An 18,051-nucleotide genomic window follows, 5' to 3' on the forward strand; every position below is an offset into this window, starting at 1 on the left:
CAGTGCGCCGCGCTGCTTTCTGCTGCGGACTTCTCACTGAAACCGGTGTACTTCTGTGCTGCTCAACAACTGGGTGGTCGCACCCACCCGCCTGCCGCTCGTTCGGCGCCGTTGCCACACGTGCGCGTCCGACCGATTCCGGGCAAGCGGCAAATTCCGCGTCAACGCCCATCACAAGGTGATCGACGCCTGGCTCCTCGTGCTCTGCACCGGCTGCGGGGGCACCGCGAAGCTCCCGCTCCTGGAGCGGGTGAACGTACGCGACGTCACACCCGCGCTACTCGACGGACTGCATGGCAACGACCCTGTTCTCACTGCCCAGTTGCTCCAGACTCCGGCCGTCCGGCGGCGCAGTCGCATCGCTCTGGACTGGACCGACGCCTGGTCTCTCGACACCGGTGGAGCTGAACACCTGGACGGCGGGGTGATGGACGTGTCGGTCCGCTTCGCAGCGCGCATTCCGGTGCGCCCGGAGCGACTCGTCGCCGAAGGCTGCGGTCTTTCACGGGCCGAGGTCGCGCGACTGATCGGGGCGGGGAAGCTCGTATCGGCGGTCCGGCTGAGCGACAGGCTGTCCGGCGACTTCACGTTCACGCTGAAGCGCTGACATGACGTTCACGCTGAAGCGCTGAGGAGCCGAACCCCTCCAAATCAGGGGCAGGACCTGCCCGGCACGAACGGCCGGGCAGGTCTTCCTCAAACGGTCCTGCACGTGCGATAACCCGAGGCCCGCGGTCGGGCCGTTCGCGAGCGGCTCCGCCCCTGGGGCGTCCGCGCACCGGCGGCCGGGCCGATCACGAAGGGGCTGCTGTAGGCAAGCAGTTCACTGTCCTGCGACACCTCGATCCAGTACGTACCCATGGGCAGCGCCGGAACCGTCACCGTCGTGCCGCCACAGCGGGGGTCGACGTCCGTGGCCAACTCGGCCACCGCGCCACGCCATTGTCCGGCGGTGACCACCTTCAGGCTGACCGCGTGCGCGGTGCGCTCCGGCTGATGGAGGTGCCACAGAACCTTTCGGCGGGCGCCACAGGGCCACGTTGCGGAACTGCCAGGCGTCAATACGTGCAGGGACTCGGCTTCGGGGGTCCAGTCGGGCAGCCGGCCGGGACTCGTGGCCAGCTCCCAGGCCCGGTCGAGCCCGTGGCGGGTGGGTGCCATGATGCTCCCTCCTTACGGCGGCCGGCCGTGCCGGACCGGTCGCCCGCGTCCTCGTCCCATGCTCCTGCCCGACTCTTGGCGAAATCAACGGGCCCATCGGCCTCCACGACGTGACTTTGGTCCCCCCCTGCCCTGTATCCGCGCCCGAGCTGCCGGCTCAGCAGGCCGGCCGGCTTCCCGCGCGTCAGGCTTGGGCGGTCGGCCGGACCACGATCTCGCTGATGTCGACGCCCGGGGGCTGCTCCATCGCGTAACCGATCGCGGAAGCGATGGCCGAGGGCGGGATGGCCATCTCGTCCCGCTGCCGGATGAACGCCGCCGCCACTTCGGGGCTCGCCCCCTTGCCCACGCCCTCCGTGTTGGTGAAACCCGGCGAGACGAGCGTGACGCGCAGCTCGGGGCCCGACTCCTGGCGCAGCCCCTCGGTCAGCACCTTCACCGCCGTCTTGGTCGCCGCGTAGACGGCCTGGGGCGATTTCACGGTGTAGGCGGCGGTGGAGGCGACGTTCACGAAGTGGCCGGAGCACTGCCTTCGGAAGACGGGCAGGGCCGCACCGATGCCGTTCAGCAGGCCGGTGATGTGCGTGGCGACCATGGCGTCCCAGTCGTCCTGGCGCAGGTCGTCGAACCTGGACACCGCCATCGTGCCCGCGTTGGAGACCAGCACGTCGAGCCGGCCGAACCGCTCGACCGCCGTGTCGGTCAGCCGCTTGAGGTCCTCGCGGTTCGTCACATCGGTGATGACTCCGACGGCCTCGCCGCCCTGCGCCGTTATCCGGTCCACCACTTCCCTCAGCCGGTCCTCGCGCCGCGCTCCGAGCACGAGCCGTGCCCCTTTCCCGGCGAGATGGACGGCCGTCGCCGCGCCTATGCCGCTGCTGGCACCTGTGATCGCCACGACTTTGCCCTCGACACCTGACATGATCAACAGCCTTCCAAAGATGGGTATACGCAGGTCAGCCCGGGGCCTGCGGCACAAGTGGGGGCTCCTCCACTTATTCGAGACTAAGTGGGGTAGCCTCCGTTTAGCAAGCAGAGGGGAACGGTGACCACAGATGACCGGCAGCACGGAGCGCCCGTTGCGGGCCGACGCCCGGCGCAACAGGGACAAGATCCTCGCGGCCGCGATGCGCGCCTTCGCCGCAGAGGGCCTGGACGCGCACATGGAGCGCATCGCCAAGGACGCGGGAGTGGGCAGCGCCACCCTGTATCGCAACTTCCCCACGCGAGAAGCCCTGATCGAGGCGGTCTACCGCAATGAGGTGGCCCAACTCTGCGACGCCGTACCCGAGTTGCTCGCCTCCCAGCCACCTCTCCAAGCACTCCGCGCCTGGACACGTCTGTTCCTGGACTACGTGAGCACCAAGTACGGCATGATCGACGCCCTGCGCGCGATCGCCGCGACCGGAAGCAACCCGTACGGCCACAGCCGGGAGATGATCCACGACGCCATTGCCGCGCTGATGGACGCGTGCGTGGCCGCCGGGTCGATCCGCGCCGACATCAGCGCCGCCGATGTCGCGGCCGCCCTCGAAGGCATCGCCGTCACCTCAGCGGCTCCCGAGCATCGCCGACGTGCGGAACGTCTCCTCGACCTCAACCTGGACGGCCTGAGGACACTTTCCTGATACCGCGCACCACCCTGCGGCGCGGCGTTCTCGACTTCGGACAGATGAACTCCGTTTCGTGTATCCCTTGACGGGTACAGCGGCGAAGCGGAACCTGAGAACGAATGACGGACGAGCCGGCGAGACCCTGGGGAGTGGTTGTCATGTCGAGCCAAATACAGCCATCACACCCGGGCGCCGGTGCGGCACCCGCGCACGGACCCGGCGGCGGGACGCCGTGCGGACTCCACATCACGTCCTACGCGCGCGGGGGCCGGGTGACCGTGGTGGTCGGCGGCGAGATCGACCTCGACACCGCTCCTCAGCTGCACCATGCGCTCACCAACGCCCTCCGCCGCTCCCCCGGCGGAGTCGACGTCGATCTGGGCAGGGTTCCCTTCTGCGACTGCACCGGCCTCAACGCCCTTCTCCACGCGCGCCGTTACGCACTCGCACACGGCAAGACCCTCGTCGTGCGCAACGCCGGTGCCGCAGTCACCCGCCTCCTCACCGTGACCCGTACCCTCGGCCCGCTGACATCCGACGCCGGCTCCCCCGCCGCCGTCGTCCGACAGCGGCGGTTGGAAGCGGCGGTCAGCTCGCCTTGAGGCAGCTCCGCAATTCGGTGAGGGCGTAGAAGTAACTGCCCTTGTCCGTCGGCTTGCAGGCGGACTTGAAGGCCGTCTCCTTCTCGTTGTAGAGCATCCGCACCAGGTACTTGGCCGGCTTGCCCTCCTTCGGCGTGCTCGCATAGAGGTCCCACTGGATGTTGGCCGCCATCGGGGCAACCCGGGCCCCCCGCCAGGGGTTGCTGTCGTAGGCGTACGGCTCGTCGGGCCGTACGGGGCTCGTGCTGCCGGGAAGGCCCATCAGGGCGGCCAGCGGCTCGATCTCCTCGGCGTGGGTGAACCGGAGCACGGCGCCGCTGCGGCTCGCTCCGGTCGCCTTCGCCTCGGCCCGGGCCAGCAGGTCGTCGAGGAGGACGCCTGCCATCTTGTACGTGATGGTGCGGCCGGCGAAGGCGGGGCCCTTCTCGTAGAACTCCTCGGCATCGTCGAGGTAGGCGAACCACCGCGCGTCAGCAGGCGTCAGGAACGGGCCGAGGTCGACCGTCGGCGCCTCGGCGGCCAGGTCCGGAGCTGCGCTGAAGAGCTGGTAGAGGGCCTGGGCGAAGGCGACCCGATCCGCGGCGGACATCGCGGCGGCGAAGTCGGCACGGAACAGACGCGCCACGACGTGCTGGGCCGTCCTCGCGGTCCTGGGCGCGCCATCGATCCGCTGGAGGACGGCTGCCAGTTGAGGATCTTTTGCCACGTAGTCCTGGTAGTCGGCGTTCTGCGGCTGCTTGTGGAAGTACAGGAGGTCCTTGTCCGTGACCGGCTCCTTGATCAGACCGGCCACCGCAGGGTCGTACTCGGCCAGAGCGCCGGTGAAGGCACGGGCGCTGTCCACGGCCCGTGTCACGCCCGAGGTCTCGACCTCGATGGGCTCTCCCCCGGCGGCGATGGTGCGGAAGAGGTCGGGCAGCCGCTGTTCGGTACGCCGTGCGATGCCCCCCTGTTCCTGGACGCCGCGCCCCGACAGGTTGCCGTAGCCGAGCCCGGCCGCCGCGCCCAGCAGGGCCTCCACCTGGGGGGCCAGTTTCGAGCCGAGGCCGGTCAGGGCGTTCTGTCTCGCTGCGTCGCGCAGAACGGCGAGCACCGTGTCGCCGTCCCCGCTGTCCGTCATGGCGCGCGAGCCGTGGCGGGCCACGTTCTCCGTGAAGACCGCGGTGAACCCCTTGGGGGCGCGCTGGTATCTCCCGGTCGACTGCTGCGGGGCGTACGGGGCCTTCGTCCCGTAGAGATCCCGTACGGACGGGCCACCGTCGCCCCGGTCGTGCGCGGCGGCACCCCCGGACAGGATCAGGGTGGCGGTAAAGGACATGGCCAAGGTGGCTGCCAGGGAGCGCTTCACGTCGGGGCCTTTCGGGCAGGGTCCGCAGGGGCGGCGCCCCGCAGGCTCGCACCGAACGGGGAACGACGGCCGTTGCCCGCACAAAGCCGCAGTGTGGAGCGGATGAATGCCCGCAGGCGAACGCCGAGCGGTCACGCCGTCAGGGGTCACTCCGCGTCGGCCGGGCCGGGGCCGCCCACCCGCGAGCCACCCCGGCCGGCGCTTGCCGCTCAGGCGGTGTGGAGGACACGGAAGCGGTCGGGCCGCGACGGATCGCGGTCGACCACCTGAACGGGTGGCCAGGCCCATTGCCACACCCCAATGCCCGGCGTGCGGCAGAAGCGGATCCTCCCGCGGGTGCCCTCGACCGTGACGCTCGACCAGGCCTCCGCCATGCTCGACCGGTCCGTGCCGTGGGAGCGCGCCGCTTCGGCGAGGACGGCGATGGCGTCGTACCCCTCGAAGGCGACGAACGAGGGCGCCGCTGCCAGCCGCTCACCCAGCGCCCGCTCGATCCGTACGCCGAGCGGGGTGAGCCGATCGGGCAGATAGCGCAGGAAGGGAACCCCGGCGCCGGCCTCGCCGAGCAGGGCCGCCCAGTCGGCGAACTCGGGCTGCCCGGCCGGGGCGCCCATCAGGATGCCGGCGAGGCGCGGGTCCTGGCGTACGGCCTTGACCACGGGCACGGCCGGTTCAGGATGGCCGGTCAACAGGAGCACCGCGGTGGCTCGTTGGGCGACGAGTGCATCGCACAGGGCCGCAGGGGTGAGTTCGCGCATATCGAGCTCGATGACGGTGGCGCCGCGCGGGGTGAGGTGGTCGCGCAGGATGCGGGTCCCGGACTGCCAATAGACGGTCGGCTCGGCCGCCACGGCCACGCGACTGCGGCCCGCGCCGAGGAGGAAGTCCGCATAGGCCCGCCAGCCGTGCGACTGTGCGGGGGCGAGGCGGGCCACCCACGGTGTGGGCTGTGCGGTGAGCTCGTCGAGCACCGCCGACGAGCACAGGAACGGCACACGGAGGGCGTCGGCCCGGGCGGCGGCGGCGCGTGCGACGACGCTGTGGTACTCCCCCACCAACGCGGCCACCCCCATGGCCGCGAGTTCGTCCACGGCAGCCTCGGCCCTGCCGGGATCGGCCGCGGTGTCGCGGACCACCAGTTCAAGGGGCCGGCCGCCCACACCGCCGCTCTCGTTGACCTCCCGTATGCCCAACTCAAGGCCCGCGAGCAGGTGTTGGCCCGCCTCTGCCCAGCCGGGCCGGGTCAGCGGAGCGAGTGCGCCGATCCGCACCGGCGGACCACCGGGCCGGTTCGCTCCGGGCGGCGTCGGTGTCGTTGCCGGCGTGTTCATGCGCTGGTCTCCCGTACGACGGAGGGGGGTGGCGGTTGCGCGGCGACTGTTCGCCGTCGTCCGCCCATCCTGCAGCACGGTTCAGGGCATTCCGTCGCCGGACCGGCGCACATTGGTCCCGAACGAAATGGACTTAAGGCTCCATAAAGTTAAGTAACCACCAAGAGCGGATTTAACTTAACAAAGAGAACTTAGGCTTACCTAAGCAACTCCCGGAGCCGGCCGTCGAGTCCGGCGCTGGATCGCCGCATGGAAGAAGGACACCGGAGATGATGACCCTGCTTGAGAGTCCCGTCGGCCGGCCGCTGGCGCTGCTTAGCGTGGAGACCGATCCACGATGCCGGCTCCGGCTGCTCGAACTCGGGTTTGTGCCGGGCGCGGCCCTGCGCGTGGTGGGGCGTGGCGCCACCGGCGGACTGCTGGTCGCGCACGGCGACGCCCGCACAGCACTCGACAGCGCCACTGCCGCCGGACTGCGGGTGGAGGCGATCCGTGCTTGACAGCGCCCGGCGAACTCCCAAGTCCTGCTGCGGGGACGGCAGTTCGCTCACAGCCTCCGACGCAGGTGCCGCCCGGGTGGCGCTGGTCGGCAATCCGAACACGGGCAAGTCGACACTGTTCAACGCGCTCACCGGCGCGCGGCAGCGGGTGGGCAACTGGCCCGGCAAGACGGTCGAAGTGGCGTGGGGCAGTTGGCGTACCGGCGACGCGGCGGCCACCCCTGTCGCCCTCGTCGACCTGCCCGGCACCTACAGCCTGGTGCCCCGTTCGCCGGACGAGGCGCTGACCCGGGACCTGCTCGTGGACCGCGGGGCCGAGGGCCGCCCCCACCTGATCGTGGTCACGCTCGATGCCGCCAACCTGGCTCGCAATCTCTATCTACTGGCCCAGGTCAAGGACACCGGCATCCCCCTGGTCGTGGCCCTCACCATGACGGACACGGCCGCGGCCCGGGGCATCGAGGTCGATCCCCGGGCGTTGTCCGAAGCGGTCGACGCTCCGGTGATTCCGGTCCTGCCACGCGAGCGCGAGGGCCTGGACGCCCTTGCCGCCGCCGTACGGGAAGCCCTGGCCGACCCCCGCCCCTGCCCCGCCGCGGACCTCGGGCCCGCGGTGGAGGAGACCGTGCGGGGACTCGCCGATCTCATCGGCTCGGAGGAACCGGAAGTCGCGGCGCTCCGCCCGGCCCGCTGGGCGGCGATGTCTCTGCTGAGCGGTGACGAGGTGCCGTGGGCCACGGCCGGCCTGCGCGCGGCAGCGGCGGTGCGGGCCCGGGCGCTGGTCACGGAGCACGGAATGCCGGGAACGGAGGTCCCGGACTCGGAGCCGGCGGCCCCGTGCGCACAGTCCTCGCCCTCGGAACACCCGCACGCGGAGCCCCCGCACGAGGCAGCGGATTTCGAGGACGCGGAGCTCGTGCTCGCCGAAGGACGCTACCTCTGGGCACGGCACGTCCATGCCGCCTCCGTGCACTGCTCGGCGGGAAGCCGCGCCACCTGGACCGACCGCATCGACCGGGTGCTCACCTCGCGCTGGACCGGGCTGCCCCTCTGCCTCGGCGTCATGTGGGCGGTGTTCCAGGCGACCACCACCTGCGCCAAACCCCTCCAGGACGGACTCCAGGAGTTCTTCTCCGGGCCGGTGACCTCGCTGGCCGTAGAGCTGGTGGGCGACCCCGATCACGGCGGCTGGCTGCCCGGTCTCGTCGTCAACGGGCTGGTCAGCGGTGTCGGTCAACTCCTCTCGTTCGTACCGCTGATGGCGATCATGTACGTCCTCCTCGCACTCCTGGAGGACTCCGGCTACTTCGCGCGTGCCGCTTTCGTGGCCGACCGGCTCATGCGGCTCCTCGGGCTTCCGGGACAGGCCTTCCTTCCGCTGATCGTCGGGTTCGGTTGCAACGTGCCCGCGCTCTCCGCGAGCCGGGTCCTGAGCAACCGTCAGCACCGGCTGCTGCTCGGCATGGTCATCCCGTTCGTGACCTGCAGTGCCCGGCTGACGGTCTACGTTCTGCTGGCCGGCGTCTTCTTCGGCAGCAGCGCGGGGACCGTGGCCTTCCTGATGTACGTGCTTTCCATCGTGCTCGTCGTCGTCATGGGTCTCGCCCTGCGCCGTGTGCTGTTCCGTGACAGTGCGCGTGAGCCGCTGATCCTTGAGCTGCCGCCCTACCGCATGCCGACCCTGCGGGGCGTCGCCCTGCAGACGTGGCAGAAGCTCGCGGGGTTCCTGCGGACCGCCGGCGGCATCGTCGTCGTCACCGTCACGGCCGTGTGGCTGCTCTCCTCGGTTCCCGCGGGCAGTGGCAGGGGCGGATTCGGCGGCGTATCCGTCGCCCAGAGCCTGTTCGGTGCGGTGGCCCGTTTCATCGCGCCGGTCTTCTCGTGGGCCGGTTTCGGCGAGTGGCACGCTTCGGCGACCCTGGTCACGGGCTTCGTCGCCAAGGAAGCGGTCATCTCCACGATGGTGCAGACGTACCAGACCCAGGACGCGGACGGCGGGGCACAAGCAAGCGCGCTGGGACCGCAGTTGCGGGCCACCTTCGAGCAGGCCTCCGGCGGGCACACCGTCCCCGCCGTGCTGGCCTTCATGGTCTTCCTGCTGGCCTACACCCCCTGCATGACCACGATCGCCGCTCAACGGACCGAGATCGGCGGCAGGTTGACGGCCGTCAGCATGGGCTTGCAGCTCGCGGTCGCCTGGGCCCTGGCCGTGCTCGTCTTCCAGGTGGGGAGCCTGATCGCATGAGCACGCTGCGACAGGCTCTCGCCGCGATCGAGAGCGCGGCCCGCACCGGGGCGGGGCTCGACTCGGTGGCCCGGTCCCTGGGGCTCAGCCGCACCGAAGTCGAGGCCATGGCGGAGTACTGGGTCCGCAAGGGCCGACTGACCCGCGAGGAGATCGGAGGCGGCTGTCCCGCGGCGGGCTGCGGCGGCTGCCCCGTCGCGCGCGGCGGATGTGCGACTTCCGGCGGTCGGCCTGCACCGCTCCTCATGGCTCTGCGCCCCCGCCGCTCCGGCGAATCGACCGGCGCCGCCACGGACGGGGCCGACGGGCCCCGAGGCCCCCAGCCACCCCCGGCAGACGGGCATGCCACAATCCCTACCGAACGGTAGCTTCGTGGGCGCTGATGAAAGGTACTGCCATGACTCGGGTATTCACCGTGAGCAGGAGCATCGTCATCAGTGTTCCGCCCGGCGACGCGTACGAGGCGGTGAGCCGCCCCTCGGACATGGGCCGCTGGAGCCCTGAGAACCAGGGCACCACCGGGCCCGGCGAGGACTCCGCCGCGCTGGGTGCGACGTTCGTCGGCCGCAACAAGCGCGGGCCGTTCCGCTGGGTGACCCGGTGCACGGTCACGGCGGCCGACCCCGGCAGTCGGTTCGCCTTCCGCGTCCACGCGATCGGCCTCAAACAGCCGCGTCTGCGCGGGCCCATCGCCACCTGGGAGTACCGCTTCGAGCCGGTCGAGAACGGCACGCGCGTCACGGAGACGTGGGTCGACGACCGCAGGGCGTGGCCCGCCTTCGTGGCCGCCGTCTTCGACCGCGTCGCCACGTCGGGCAGTACTTTCGCGGCCTTCCAGGACCGCAACATCAACGCGACGCTGCGCAACCTCAAGCGGGAACTCGAGACGAACTCCCTGCGCCCGTAAGGGAGTTGCCCGCTCGGCCGCGCCCAGGCCAGTGGCCCGATTTGCGGGCCGGAGCGCGCTCAGCCATGGGTATCGGTCATGTCGACCCTGTCGGAGTCCTCCCGTCGCATGCGCTCGGTCCCCCAGTCGCCAAGGGGTCCCAGCGCCTGGTTGAGCGTGTGCCCGCGCTCGGTCAGCGAGTACTCCACCTTCGGTGGCACCTCGGCGTACACCGTGCGGCGCACGAGGCCGTCCGCCTCCATCTCCCGCAGGTGCTGCGTCAGCATCTTCTCGCTCACCCCCGGCAGGCCCCGCCGGAGCTGGGCGAAGCGGCGTACGGCATGGGCGTTCAGCTCCCACAGGATCAACGCCTTCCACTTGCCGCTCACCACATCGAGCGCGGCGTCGATGCCACAGATGTAAGGCCCGTTCCTCGGTCCTCTCGCCATCCCAAGTCCCCTTGCACAAAGGTAAGTACCGCAGAAAATAGTGGGTACTACCGAGCCTAGCCGTGCTCGCCGATCATGGAGAAATGAACGAACAGCAGCTCCGCACCACCCAGCGCACCACTGACGAGAACCGCCCCGTCTCGGTGATCGGGCTCGGCCCGATGGGTCGGGCGATGACGCGCACCCTCCTCGCCGCCGGTCACCCGGTCACCGTCTGGAACCGCACTCCCGGCCGGGCCGCCGACGTCGTAGCGGAGGGCGCGACCCTGGCCGCCACGCCTGCCGAGGCCGTCGAAGCAAGTGACCTCGTCATCCTCAGCCTCACCGACTACCAGGCCATGTACGACATCCTCGACGGCGCCACCGCCTCCCTCGCGGGCCGGACGCTGGTCAACCTGAGTTCCGACACTCCCGACCGCACGCGTGAGGCGGCCACCTGGGCGGCGGGCCACGACGCCGTCTTCCTGACGGGCGGCGTCATGGTCCCCGCGCCGATGGTCGGCACAGAGGCGTCCCACATCTACTACAGCGGCGACGACGAGGCGCTGGCGCACCATCGGGCGGTGCTCGCGCTGCTCGGCGCACCCAGGTATCTGGGCGAGGACGTGGGGCTCGCCCAGATGATGTACCAGGCCCAACTAGCCGTGTTCCTCGGTACGTTGTCGTCACTGATGCACGCGACGGCCATGCTCGGCACCGCGGGGATGAAGGCCGAGGAGGCGCTGCCGGAGCTGCTCGGGTTCACCGATGCGATCGGCGCCATCGTGCGCGCGGGCGAGAAGGCTCCCGGCGCCGCGCTCGACGCCGGGGAGCACCCCGGCGACCTCAGCACGATCACCATGATGGGTGCGACGGCGGACCACATCGTCGAGACGAGCACGTCACTCGGGCTCGACCTCGCACTGCCGCTGGCCGTCCAGTCCCACTACCGGCACGCGATCGAGAACGGCCACGGCGGCGACAACTGGACGCGCATCATCGACGGCATCCGCGCGCGGCGCTGAGCCTGGGCCCCGCAGGTCGTTACCGGGGGCGGCATGCGGATGCCCGCAGGGGCGGCATGCGGGTACCGGGATGCGCATCGTGCGGTCCCGCCGTCGATCCCCCCGCCGGTCCAGGTGCCGGTGCGGTCGCCGACGGCGACGGCGACCGGCTCAGGACTGGGGTGACACCTGGGTGATCTTTCCGCTCTTGTCGAGGGTGTGGGTCTGCCAGTACTTGTCCCACTTGTCGTCCACGTGTTCCGGCACCTTGCCCTTGGGGAAGCGGACATAGCCCGCGGGGGGCTCCTGCTTCTTGTCGACACAGGCCCTGCCCGCCGAGCCCACGTTCAGTACGGGGTACTCGCCGTCTCCACAGATCGCGTCCTGCGTCGAGCATCCGGTGACGACGAGGAACGCGGCCGCCGCGCCGGACGCCCAGGCCGACAGCCGCCGCAGGCGCCGGGGGCCGGATGAAGACGTGGTTGCGCGCGTCGAACGACGGGACTGGCGCACGGTGACCTCCCAGTGAGTAGTCGCTTGTACCGACCCTGCCCAGAATGCGGCAACCCGATCACGCCACGTCGGTTCAGCACGCCGGCTCGTCTCCGGCCGTGTTCAGCCGTCCTTCAGGGCCTTCGCGAGGTTGTCCATTTCGTTCTCCCGGCCGGCGACCAGGCGTCCGGTCCACTCCTCCGCGTGCAAGGGCTGGATCGTCATCGTCACATCGACGCCATCGGCCGTCGGACGCAGCTGGACCTCGGTCGGGAACTCGTAGGGCGCGACGTCGGGCACGAAGTCCACCAGTGACGAGTAGCAGAGCCGCGCCGCGGGGGTGACCTCGGTGAACGTCTTCCGCGACCTCGTTTCCAGCGGCATGCCCGCCGCGCGCATGAAGTCGACCTGCTCCGGTCCGGTCGCGGTCATCGTGTAGACGAGGTCACCGCCGGGCCGCAGGTCGAGCGTCTCGACGCGGACCGTGAAGCCGTCCGGGGCCCACCAGCGCTCGATGCCGGACGCGGTCGTCCACAGCTCCCACACCCGCTCGGGCGGTACCGGATAGCTGCGCTCGATACGGATCGGCGACCCGGCGCTCCTGGTCATGTCCGTTGCTCCTGTTCTCGGTACGGCACAAGGCCCGGGTTGGGCGACGCCGGAACGATAACCGACGGCTGCGCGCCGGCTCGACACCTCGGCACGGCTGCACCGCGCAGGGCTGAACTTCCGGCACGCACAGCCCTGTTGGCCCGGCCGGAACACACGGACGGGCCAACAGGTGAGCTGTCAGGCGAGGGACACCAGGTCTCGGTAGTCCTCGCTCCAGAGGTCCTCGTCCGCATCCGGCAGGAGCAGGACCCGTTCGGGACGCAGCGCGTCGACGGCGCCCGCGTCGTGCGTGACCATCACGATGGCGCCCGGGTAGGCGTCGAGAGCGCCCAGGACCTCACCGCGGGAGGCGGGGTCGAGGTTGTTGGTCGGTTCGTCGAGGAGCAGCACGTTCGCCCCGGAGTGGACGAGGCAGGCCAGCGCCAGGCGGGTCTTCTCCCCGCCGGACAGGACCCCGGCCCGCTTGTCGGCCTCCTCCCCGGTGAACAGGAACGCTCCGAGTACCCGCCGCGCCTCGCCGTCGGTGAGGTTCGGGGCAGCCGTGGAGAGGTTCTCCCTGACCGTACGGTTGAGGTCGAGGGTGTCGTGTTCCTGGGCGAAGTACCCCAGGCGCAGCCCGTGTCCGTGGACCACGCGTCCGGCATCGGGCCGCTCCCGCCCGGCGAGCAGACGCAGCAGCGTGGTCTTCCCCGCGCCGTTGAAGCCGAGGACGACCAGGCGGCTGCCACGGTCCACCGCCAGGTCGACCCCGGCCAGTACCCGGTGGTCGCCGTAGGACTTGTCCAGGCCGACCGCGCCCAGCGGCATCCGCCCGCACGGGGCCGGTTCGGGCAGCCGGATGCGTGCGACCTTCTCCGTGCGCCGCGCGGGTTCCAGCTCCGCGAGCATCCGGTCGGCGCGCCGCGCCATGCTCCTGGCCGTCACAGCGGTAGCGGAGCGGGCCTTCATCCTGTCCGCCTGGGCGTGCAAGCTCGCGGCCTTGCGCTCCCCGTTGGCGCGCTCCCGCTCGCGGCGCCTCTCGGCAGCGTCCCGCTGCGCGAGGTAGGCGGTCCACCCGGTGTTGTGCACGTCGATCGTCGCGCGGGTGGCGTCCAGGTGGAACACCCGGTTGACGGTGGCGGCGAGCAGCTCGGTGTCGTGGCTGATCACGACCAGGCCGCCCTGGTGCGCCTGGAGGAAGGTGCGCAGCCAGGCCACCGAGTCCGCGTCCAGGTGGTTCGTGGGCTCGTCCAGGAGCAGCGTCCCGCCGTGCCCGGCGAACAGGATGCGCGCCAGCTCCACGCGGCGCTTCTGGCCACCGGAGAGGCTGCCGACGGGCTCGCCCATCACCCGGTCCGGCAGGCCGAGGCCCGCCGCGACGCGGGCGGCTTCTGCCTCGGCGCCGTACCCGCCACCGGCCTGGAAGGCGGTCTCGGCGCGGGCGTAGGTGTTCATCGCCCGCTCGACGGCGGCGGGCGAGGCCGCTTCGGCCATCGCCGCTTCGGCCGCGCGCAGCTCGCGCAGGGCGGTGTCGAGGCCGCGGGCGGACAGGATGCGGCCGGTGACCGTGATCGCGGGGTCCGCGGCGTGGGAGTCCTGGGCCAGAAAACCCACGGGGCCGGTCGGCGTGATCGTGCCATCGGCGGGACGGGACTGCCCGGCCAGGGCGGTCATGAGGGTGGTCTTGCCCGCGCCGTTGCGGCCGACCAGGCCGATGCGGTCGCCGGGGGACACGGTGAAGGAGATGTCGGAGAGCAGCAGGCGGGCGCCCGCGCGCAGCTCGACACCACGAACGGTGATCATGGGAAACGCTCCGAGAAAGCAAAAAGGACACACTTCTGGCGTGGAAGCGGGTCCTTGGCTAGGAAACTCGGGGCGTAGACATGGACACAACGGTAACGGACGCGCGGCGGCCCGTGCGACCGAGGCAGCATCCATGGTCGGGCCATGGCTGCCTCGGCCGCTGCGGCGTCGCCCGCCGCGCGTGCGGCTCGCGTCCGTCCGCCCGGGCGGGGTCGTCTGCCGCGTCCCCGGATCAGTCCTCGAAGTACGCGTCTAGCACCGCGTCGAGCTGTTCGGTCCACTGCTTGAGGGTGACCCGGTCCGATGCTTGGATGTCGTGCGAGAAGCGCCGGTGGTTCGGCGTGTACACGACGACCTCGAACCGGCGGGTCCACCACGGCGTCCGGTACTCGACCGCGCTGATCTCGTCCCACCGGAAGTCGGCCTCTTCGTCCATCAGACGAAGCCGCACACCCCCGCGACCGGCGACGATCGACCCCAGCCGGTCGGAGATCTCGCAGGAGGGCCCGTCATCCACGTCCGCCCCGGCGTCCGATGCGGCATCGGGTTCGGACTCGGCGCCCGATGGCCCTGCCGCGGCTTTCGTCGCATCCGTCGTCCCGTCCTCGGCCGAGCCCGCTTGGGTCGCCACCGCGACTCGGCCGCCCTCGTCCACGTCGGGTACGGCGTCACCACCGGCGGGTTCGTCGGCCAGGGGCTCCTCCGCCTGCGCAACGGCACGCGCCGGCACGAGGCCGGGGACGTACGCGGGGTCCGTCGCTGCGCCGCCCAGGGGCATGTACTGGTGTTCTGATCGCTGCTCCACGGGCGCAGTATGGCCGAGATCGCTGTGAACTCGCGCGGCGGGGCCCGCATTTCCGGACCGTTCGGCAGAACTCCGAGCGCACCGGGCGAAGGGCGAGGGAAGCCCAACACGACGGGCCCGCAGCCGGCATGACGGCCCGACAACGGTTGCTCGCGTTCCACTGAACGACCCGCACCCGTGGGCTACTGTCGGGTAACTCAAGCCCCCACTCTCCCAAGGAGACCCTCGTGTCCCCCTCTCCGACTTCACACCGGCTCCTGGCGGGACTGCTCGCCGGAGCGAGCGTCGCGCACGTGGCGAACCCGGGCCTCTTCGACTCGATGGTGCCCCGCGCCCTGCCCGGCAGCCCGCGCACGTGGACCTACGCCAGCGCGGCGGCGGAACTCGCGCTCGCCGCGGGCGTCGCGCTGCCCAGGACACGTCGGCCCGCGGCGCTCGCGGCCGCCGCCTTCTTCGTGGGAGTGCTTCCGGCCAACGTCAAGATGGCCTACGACTGGCGCGACCGCGGCCCGGCCCTTCGAGCGGCGGCGATCGCTCGGCTCCCCCTGCAAGTACCGCTCGTCCTCTGGGCGTACGGCGTGGCACGGAAGGCCGAAGCCCGCTGAACGGCCCGGCTCAGCGGGCGTTCCGCAGCGCGGCCTCGGCCCGGCCCCGGTAGGCGCGGAAGCGACGCAGGTACGACCGTGCCATGGGGCCGGCGGGAACGCCACGGGCGAAGGCGCGCATGTTGCGCTCGCCCGCGTTGTAGCCCAGGGCGAGGAGCTCATCACGCGTGTAGCGGCGCACATGCCGCTCGGGAAGAGCTCGGTCGAGGTCCCGCAGGTGCAGGGCCGCCGCCCGGATCGCGAAGGCCTGATCGTCACGGAGGTCCTGCCACCGCTCCGACAGGCCGTGCGAACGCCGGACCTGCTCGAACGTGGCGCTGTGCATGTTGGCCACGCCGAAGGACGCACCCGGCTTCCACCACTGCCACAGCCGCTCCCACAGCGGATGGTGCGGCTTGTACGCCTCGTTGTGCAGGACGGTCATCACCAGCAGGGGCGACACCTCCGCCTCCGCGGCGCTGCGTACGACGCACTCGGCGTAGTCGGCCGGATCGTAGGCGCCCGGCCGCAGCGGTGGTGTCGGAGCGGCACCGCGCTCCGATTTCGTCGACTCCTGCTCCGGCGCCGACGGCGACAACTCGGCCATCCTGATCCGCCCTTTCCGTACGACCCGCCCGCATGGCGGAACACCGACCATCTCAGGCCCCGTTTGCCCCCGCGAACCGGCCTCAACCCGGGCCCGTGCCGCAACGCCGCATCCGTCCGGCGAGCTGCGCGGGCCGGTGTGCCGTCAGCCGCCGGAGACGAGTTGGGCCAGGTGGTCGAGCGAGTTGCCGAGGTGCTCGGGGCCGAACGGCGGGAACTGGATGTACTCCCGGACGGAGCCCGGCACCGCGGACCAGTCGTAGGTGAGCGTGACCGCGGTCTCGGACGGGCCGAGCGGCACCAGGTCGTAACGCCACGTCCAGCCGCCGAACTGCAGCTCGCCGTCGTCCTTGCGGGACCCCGTCAACCAGCCGATGGCGCGCGGCGGTTCGAGCACCTGGACCTTGTTGACGACCTGATAGTTCCCGTCGGGGTGGTTGGGGTGGTACATGTCCATCGCGAACAGCTGACCCACCTCGGTCAGCGGGGTACGGTCGACGGCTTCCTGGACCCAGCCGGTGCCGTCGATCGCCGCATGGGCCGTCGGGTCCGCCAGCACGGCGAACACCGTCGCGGCGGCTGCGGCAACCGTCAGGTCGGCGCTCACGTTGTCGTGGGCCACGGGATGCGTGCTCTTCGTCATGGCGACTCGTCTCATTTCGCTCGGTCCTGCCTCGGGCACACGGGGGCGTGCTCTCCCTGTGCAGACGGCTCCAGCTGGCGAAACTCATCGGTCACGCGTGGGACCGGGGCCACCTGCCCCTGTGAAAGGGTGGCCCGACACGTGCGCCGGGACATCGCTCCGTCGCGATCCACCGTCGCGCACAGCCATGGACCCGATACGGACCTGATGAGGGAGACGCGGATGCCGGAGAAGTTCGCGCTGGCGACGTGGCCGACGCCCATGGAGCCCGCACCGCGACTGGCCGAGGCGGTCGGATTGCGGGCGGGCGACCTCTGGATCAAGCGGGACGATCTGACGGGGCTCGGCGGTGGCGGCAACAAGGTCCGCAAGCTGGAGTGGCTGGTGGCGGACGCCTTGCGGCACGGGGCCGACACCCTGGTGACGACCGGCGGACCCCAGAGCAACCACGCCCGGCTGACCGCTGCCGCCGCCGCCCGCGTCGGCCTCGACGCGGTTCTGGTGCTGCCCGCCCCCAAGGGCTCGCCCTCGATCGTGGGGAACCTGCTGCTCGACGCGCTCCTCGGCGCCCGCATCGCCTGGGCCGAAGAGGCCTCGGGACCGGCCGAGTTGACCGCTGCGGCGCAGGAGACGTGCGCCGCGCTGCGCGGGCAGGGCGCCCGGCCCCACCTCGTGCCGTTCGGCGGCTCCAGCGCGCTCGGCGCCCGGGGCTACCTGGAGGCGGGCGCCGAGATCCTCGCCCAGCAGCCGGGCGTACGCCATGTCGTCACCGCGCTCGGGTCCGGCGCCACCATGGCCGGGCTGGTGGCCGCCCTCGGGCCCGGGCGCGTCCTGGGCGTCGATGTCGGCGCCCTACCGGATCCGGGTCGAACGGCCGCCTCGATCATCGGCGAACTGACCGACGAGGAACAGCCGGTGGAGGCGCTGCGGGTCCGCGCCGACCAGGTCGGCGAGGCCTACGCGGTGCTGTACGAACCCGTCCTCGACGCCATCACCACGGTCGCGGCGACCGAGGGCGTGCTCCTCGACCCGGTCTACACCGGCCGCGCGGCCGCCGGTCTGATCGCCGCCGTGCGCGACGGCGACATCCGCCCGGGAGAGCGCACCGTGCTGGTCCACACCGGCGGCCTGCCGGGCCTGTTCGGCCATGCGGAAGCGGCACACCGGGCCGAGCAGCTCCTGCGTACGCACGGCTGATCGAACGCATCGTCAACTCGGGTCCGTCCGCCGGAACTTCAGCAGGTGGCCCTTCTTGCGAGGCGCCCGTTGACGGTGGGCATTCGCTCGCAGCCGGCATTCGCTCGCGGTCGGCACGCCCTCGTCGGCGAACGTGCTCGTCGGGCGGCGACGGGCCGGTTCGTCCGTTCGGGCCAATTCGGCGGTGCGGGGCGGCGGTGGCTGTTTGGGCC

General features: G+C 71.2%; 21 protein-coding genes. 10 read left to right on the plus strand and 11 right to left on the minus strand.

Features of this window, described 5'->3' with window-relative positions:
• Positions 1-58 precede the first annotated feature (58 nt).
• A complete protein-coding gene (locus IE267_RS09565; protein ID WP_167161777.1) occupies positions 59-607 on the plus strand; it encodes a DUF1062 domain-containing protein in 549 nt (182 codons plus the stop codon).
• An 89-nt stretch (positions 608-696) separates the two neighbouring features.
• On the opposite strand, the gene IE267_RS09570 is transcribed toward IE267_RS09565, so the two are convergent.
• Both IE267_RS09570 and IE267_RS09575 read right to left on the minus strand, forming a co-directional pair.
• The gene (locus IE267_RS09570; protein ID WP_189762830.1) at positions 697-1,161 is read right to left on the minus strand and encodes a hypothetical protein; all 465 of its coding nucleotides are present in this window, start codon (positions 1,159-1,161) and stop codon (positions 697-699) included.
• Positions 1,162-1,345: 184 nt separating this feature from the next.
• Positions 1,346-2,083, minus strand: coding sequence for an SDR family oxidoreductase (locus tag IE267_RS09575; RefSeq protein ID WP_189762831.1), 738 nt, complete (start codon positions 2,081-2,083; stop codon positions 1,346-1,348).
• A gap of 133 nt (positions 2,084-2,216) precedes the next feature.
• Here IE267_RS09575 and IE267_RS09580 point away from each other — a divergent pair, with 133 nt between their 5' ends.
• Both IE267_RS09580 and IE267_RS09585 read left to right on the plus strand, forming a co-directional pair.
• The gene (locus IE267_RS09580) at positions 2,217-2,789 is read left to right on the plus strand and encodes a TetR/AcrR family transcriptional regulator (RefSeq protein WP_189762832.1); all 573 of its coding nucleotides are present in this window, start codon (positions 2,217-2,219) and stop codon (positions 2,787-2,789) included.
• Between the two features lie 143 nt (positions 2,790-2,932).
• Entirely contained in the window at positions 2,933-3,376 is a 444-nt protein-coding gene (locus tag IE267_RS09585; RefSeq protein WP_189762833.1) for an STAS domain-containing protein, read from the plus strand.
• Here the strand turns inward: IE267_RS09585 and IE267_RS09590 are convergent.
• Positions 3,363-4,694: a histidine-type phosphatase gene (locus IE267_RS09590; RefSeq protein WP_189762834.1), complete on the minus strand. Its 1,332-nt coding sequence runs from the start codon at positions 4,692-4,694 to the stop codon at positions 3,363-3,365. The genes IE267_RS09585 and IE267_RS09590 overlap by 14 nt on opposite strands.
• Positions 4,695-4,933: 239 nt before the next feature.
• Positions 4,934-6,055: an ABC transporter substrate-binding protein gene (locus IE267_RS09595; protein ID WP_189762835.1), complete on the minus strand. Its 1,122-nt coding sequence runs from the start codon at positions 6,053-6,055 to the stop codon at positions 4,934-4,936.
• A 269-nt stretch (positions 6,056-6,324) separates the two neighbouring features.
• Here IE267_RS09595 and IE267_RS09600 point away from each other — a divergent pair, with 269 nt between their 5' ends.
• From IE267_RS09600 to IE267_RS09615, 4 genes are read left to right on the plus strand one after another with little or no spacing between them, the layout of a single operon-like run.
• Complete coding sequence (locus tag IE267_RS09600) at positions 6,325-6,555, plus strand: FeoA family protein (RefSeq protein WP_205380427.1); 231 nt, start codon at positions 6,325-6,327, stop codon at positions 6,553-6,555.
• Positions 6,548-8,800: a ferrous iron transport protein B gene (feoB, locus tag IE267_RS09605; protein ID WP_189762836.1), complete on the plus strand. Its 2,253-nt coding sequence runs from the start codon at positions 6,548-6,550 to the stop codon at positions 8,798-8,800. Before IE267_RS09600 ends, feoB begins: the two co-directional genes overlap by 8 nt.
• Positions 8,797-9,168, plus strand: a complete 372-nt coding sequence (locus tag IE267_RS09610) for a FeoC-like transcriptional regulator (protein WP_189762837.1) — start codon at positions 8,797-8,799, stop codon at positions 9,166-9,168. The genes feoB and IE267_RS09610 overlap by 4 nt, the downstream gene beginning before the upstream one ends.
• A gap of 29 nt (positions 9,169-9,197) precedes the next feature.
• Positions 9,198-9,707, plus strand: coding sequence for an SRPBCC family protein (locus IE267_RS09615; RefSeq protein ID WP_189762838.1), 510 nt, complete (start codon positions 9,198-9,200; stop codon positions 9,705-9,707).
• Positions 9,708-9,766: 59 nt separating this feature from the next.
• On the opposite strand, the gene IE267_RS09620 is transcribed toward IE267_RS09615, so the two are convergent.
• Positions 9,767-10,135: a winged helix-turn-helix transcriptional regulator gene (locus IE267_RS09620; RefSeq protein ID WP_167160802.1), complete on the minus strand. Its 369-nt coding sequence runs from the start codon at positions 10,133-10,135 to the stop codon at positions 9,767-9,769.
• Between the two features lie 83 nt (positions 10,136-10,218).
• Between IE267_RS09620 and IE267_RS09625 the strand changes: the two genes are divergently transcribed.
• Complete coding sequence (locus IE267_RS09625; protein WP_189762839.1) at positions 10,219-11,139, plus strand: NAD(P)-dependent oxidoreductase; 921 nt, start codon at positions 10,219-10,221, stop codon at positions 11,137-11,139.
• Positions 11,140-11,289: 150 nt separating this feature from the next.
• Here IE267_RS09625 and IE267_RS09630 read toward each other — a convergent pair whose 3' ends face one another.
• The 4 genes from IE267_RS09630 to IE267_RS09645 all read right to left on the minus strand — a co-directional run bounded on the left by IE267_RS09630 (position 11,290) and on the right by IE267_RS09645 (position 14,809).
• Positions 11,290-11,631, minus strand: a complete 342-nt coding sequence (locus IE267_RS09630) for an SCO0607 family lipoprotein (RefSeq protein WP_229860902.1) — start codon at positions 11,629-11,631, stop codon at positions 11,290-11,292.
• A gap of 102 nt (positions 11,632-11,733) precedes the next feature.
• Entirely contained in the window at positions 11,734-12,219 is a 486-nt protein-coding gene (locus IE267_RS09635; RefSeq protein WP_189762840.1) for an SRPBCC domain-containing protein, read from the minus strand.
• A gap of 180 nt (positions 12,220-12,399) precedes the next feature.
• Positions 12,400-14,004: an ABC-F family ATP-binding cassette domain-containing protein gene (locus tag IE267_RS09640; protein WP_189762841.1), complete on the minus strand. Its 1,605-nt coding sequence runs from the start codon at positions 14,002-14,004 to the stop codon at positions 12,400-12,402.
• 232 nt (positions 14,005-14,236) lie between these two features.
• A complete protein-coding gene (locus tag IE267_RS09645) occupies positions 14,237-14,809 on the minus strand; it encodes a hypothetical protein (RefSeq protein WP_229860903.1) in 573 nt (190 codons plus the stop codon).
• A gap of 227 nt (positions 14,810-15,036) precedes the next feature.
• Here IE267_RS09645 and IE267_RS09650 point away from each other — a divergent pair, with 227 nt between their 5' ends.
• Positions 15,037-15,414: a DoxX family protein gene (locus IE267_RS09650; RefSeq protein ID WP_189762842.1), complete on the plus strand. Its 378-nt coding sequence runs from the start codon at positions 15,037-15,039 to the stop codon at positions 15,412-15,414.
• A gap of 10 nt (positions 15,415-15,424) precedes the next feature.
• Here the strand turns inward: IE267_RS09650 and IE267_RS09655 are convergent, their stop codons facing one another.
• The gene (locus tag IE267_RS09655) at positions 15,425-16,000 is read right to left on the minus strand and encodes a lytic transglycosylase domain-containing protein (protein WP_167160792.1); all 576 of its coding nucleotides are present in this window, start codon (positions 15,998-16,000) and stop codon (positions 15,425-15,427) included.
• Between the two features lie 144 nt (positions 16,001-16,144).
• Positions 16,145-16,642 carry an SRPBCC family protein gene (locus IE267_RS09660; protein WP_167160790.1) on the minus strand — a complete coding sequence of 166 codons (498 nt, stop codon included), beginning with the start codon at positions 16,640-16,642 and terminating at the stop codon, positions 16,145-16,147.
• Positions 16,643-16,864: 222 nt separating this feature from the next.
• On the opposite strand from IE267_RS09660, the gene IE267_RS09665 reads away from it, so the two are divergent.
• Positions 16,865-17,839, plus strand: coding sequence for a D-cysteine desulfhydrase family protein (locus IE267_RS09665; protein ID WP_189762843.1), 975 nt, complete (start codon positions 16,865-16,867; stop codon positions 17,837-17,839).
• Positions 17,840-18,051: the final 212 nt, after the last annotated feature.

Origin of the sequence: Streptomyces xanthochromogenes (assembly GCF_014650455.1) — a bacterium.
Taxonomy (GTDB): domain Bacteria; phylum Actinomycetota; class Actinomycetes; order Streptomycetales; family Streptomycetaceae; genus Streptomyces; species Streptomyces xanthochromogenes.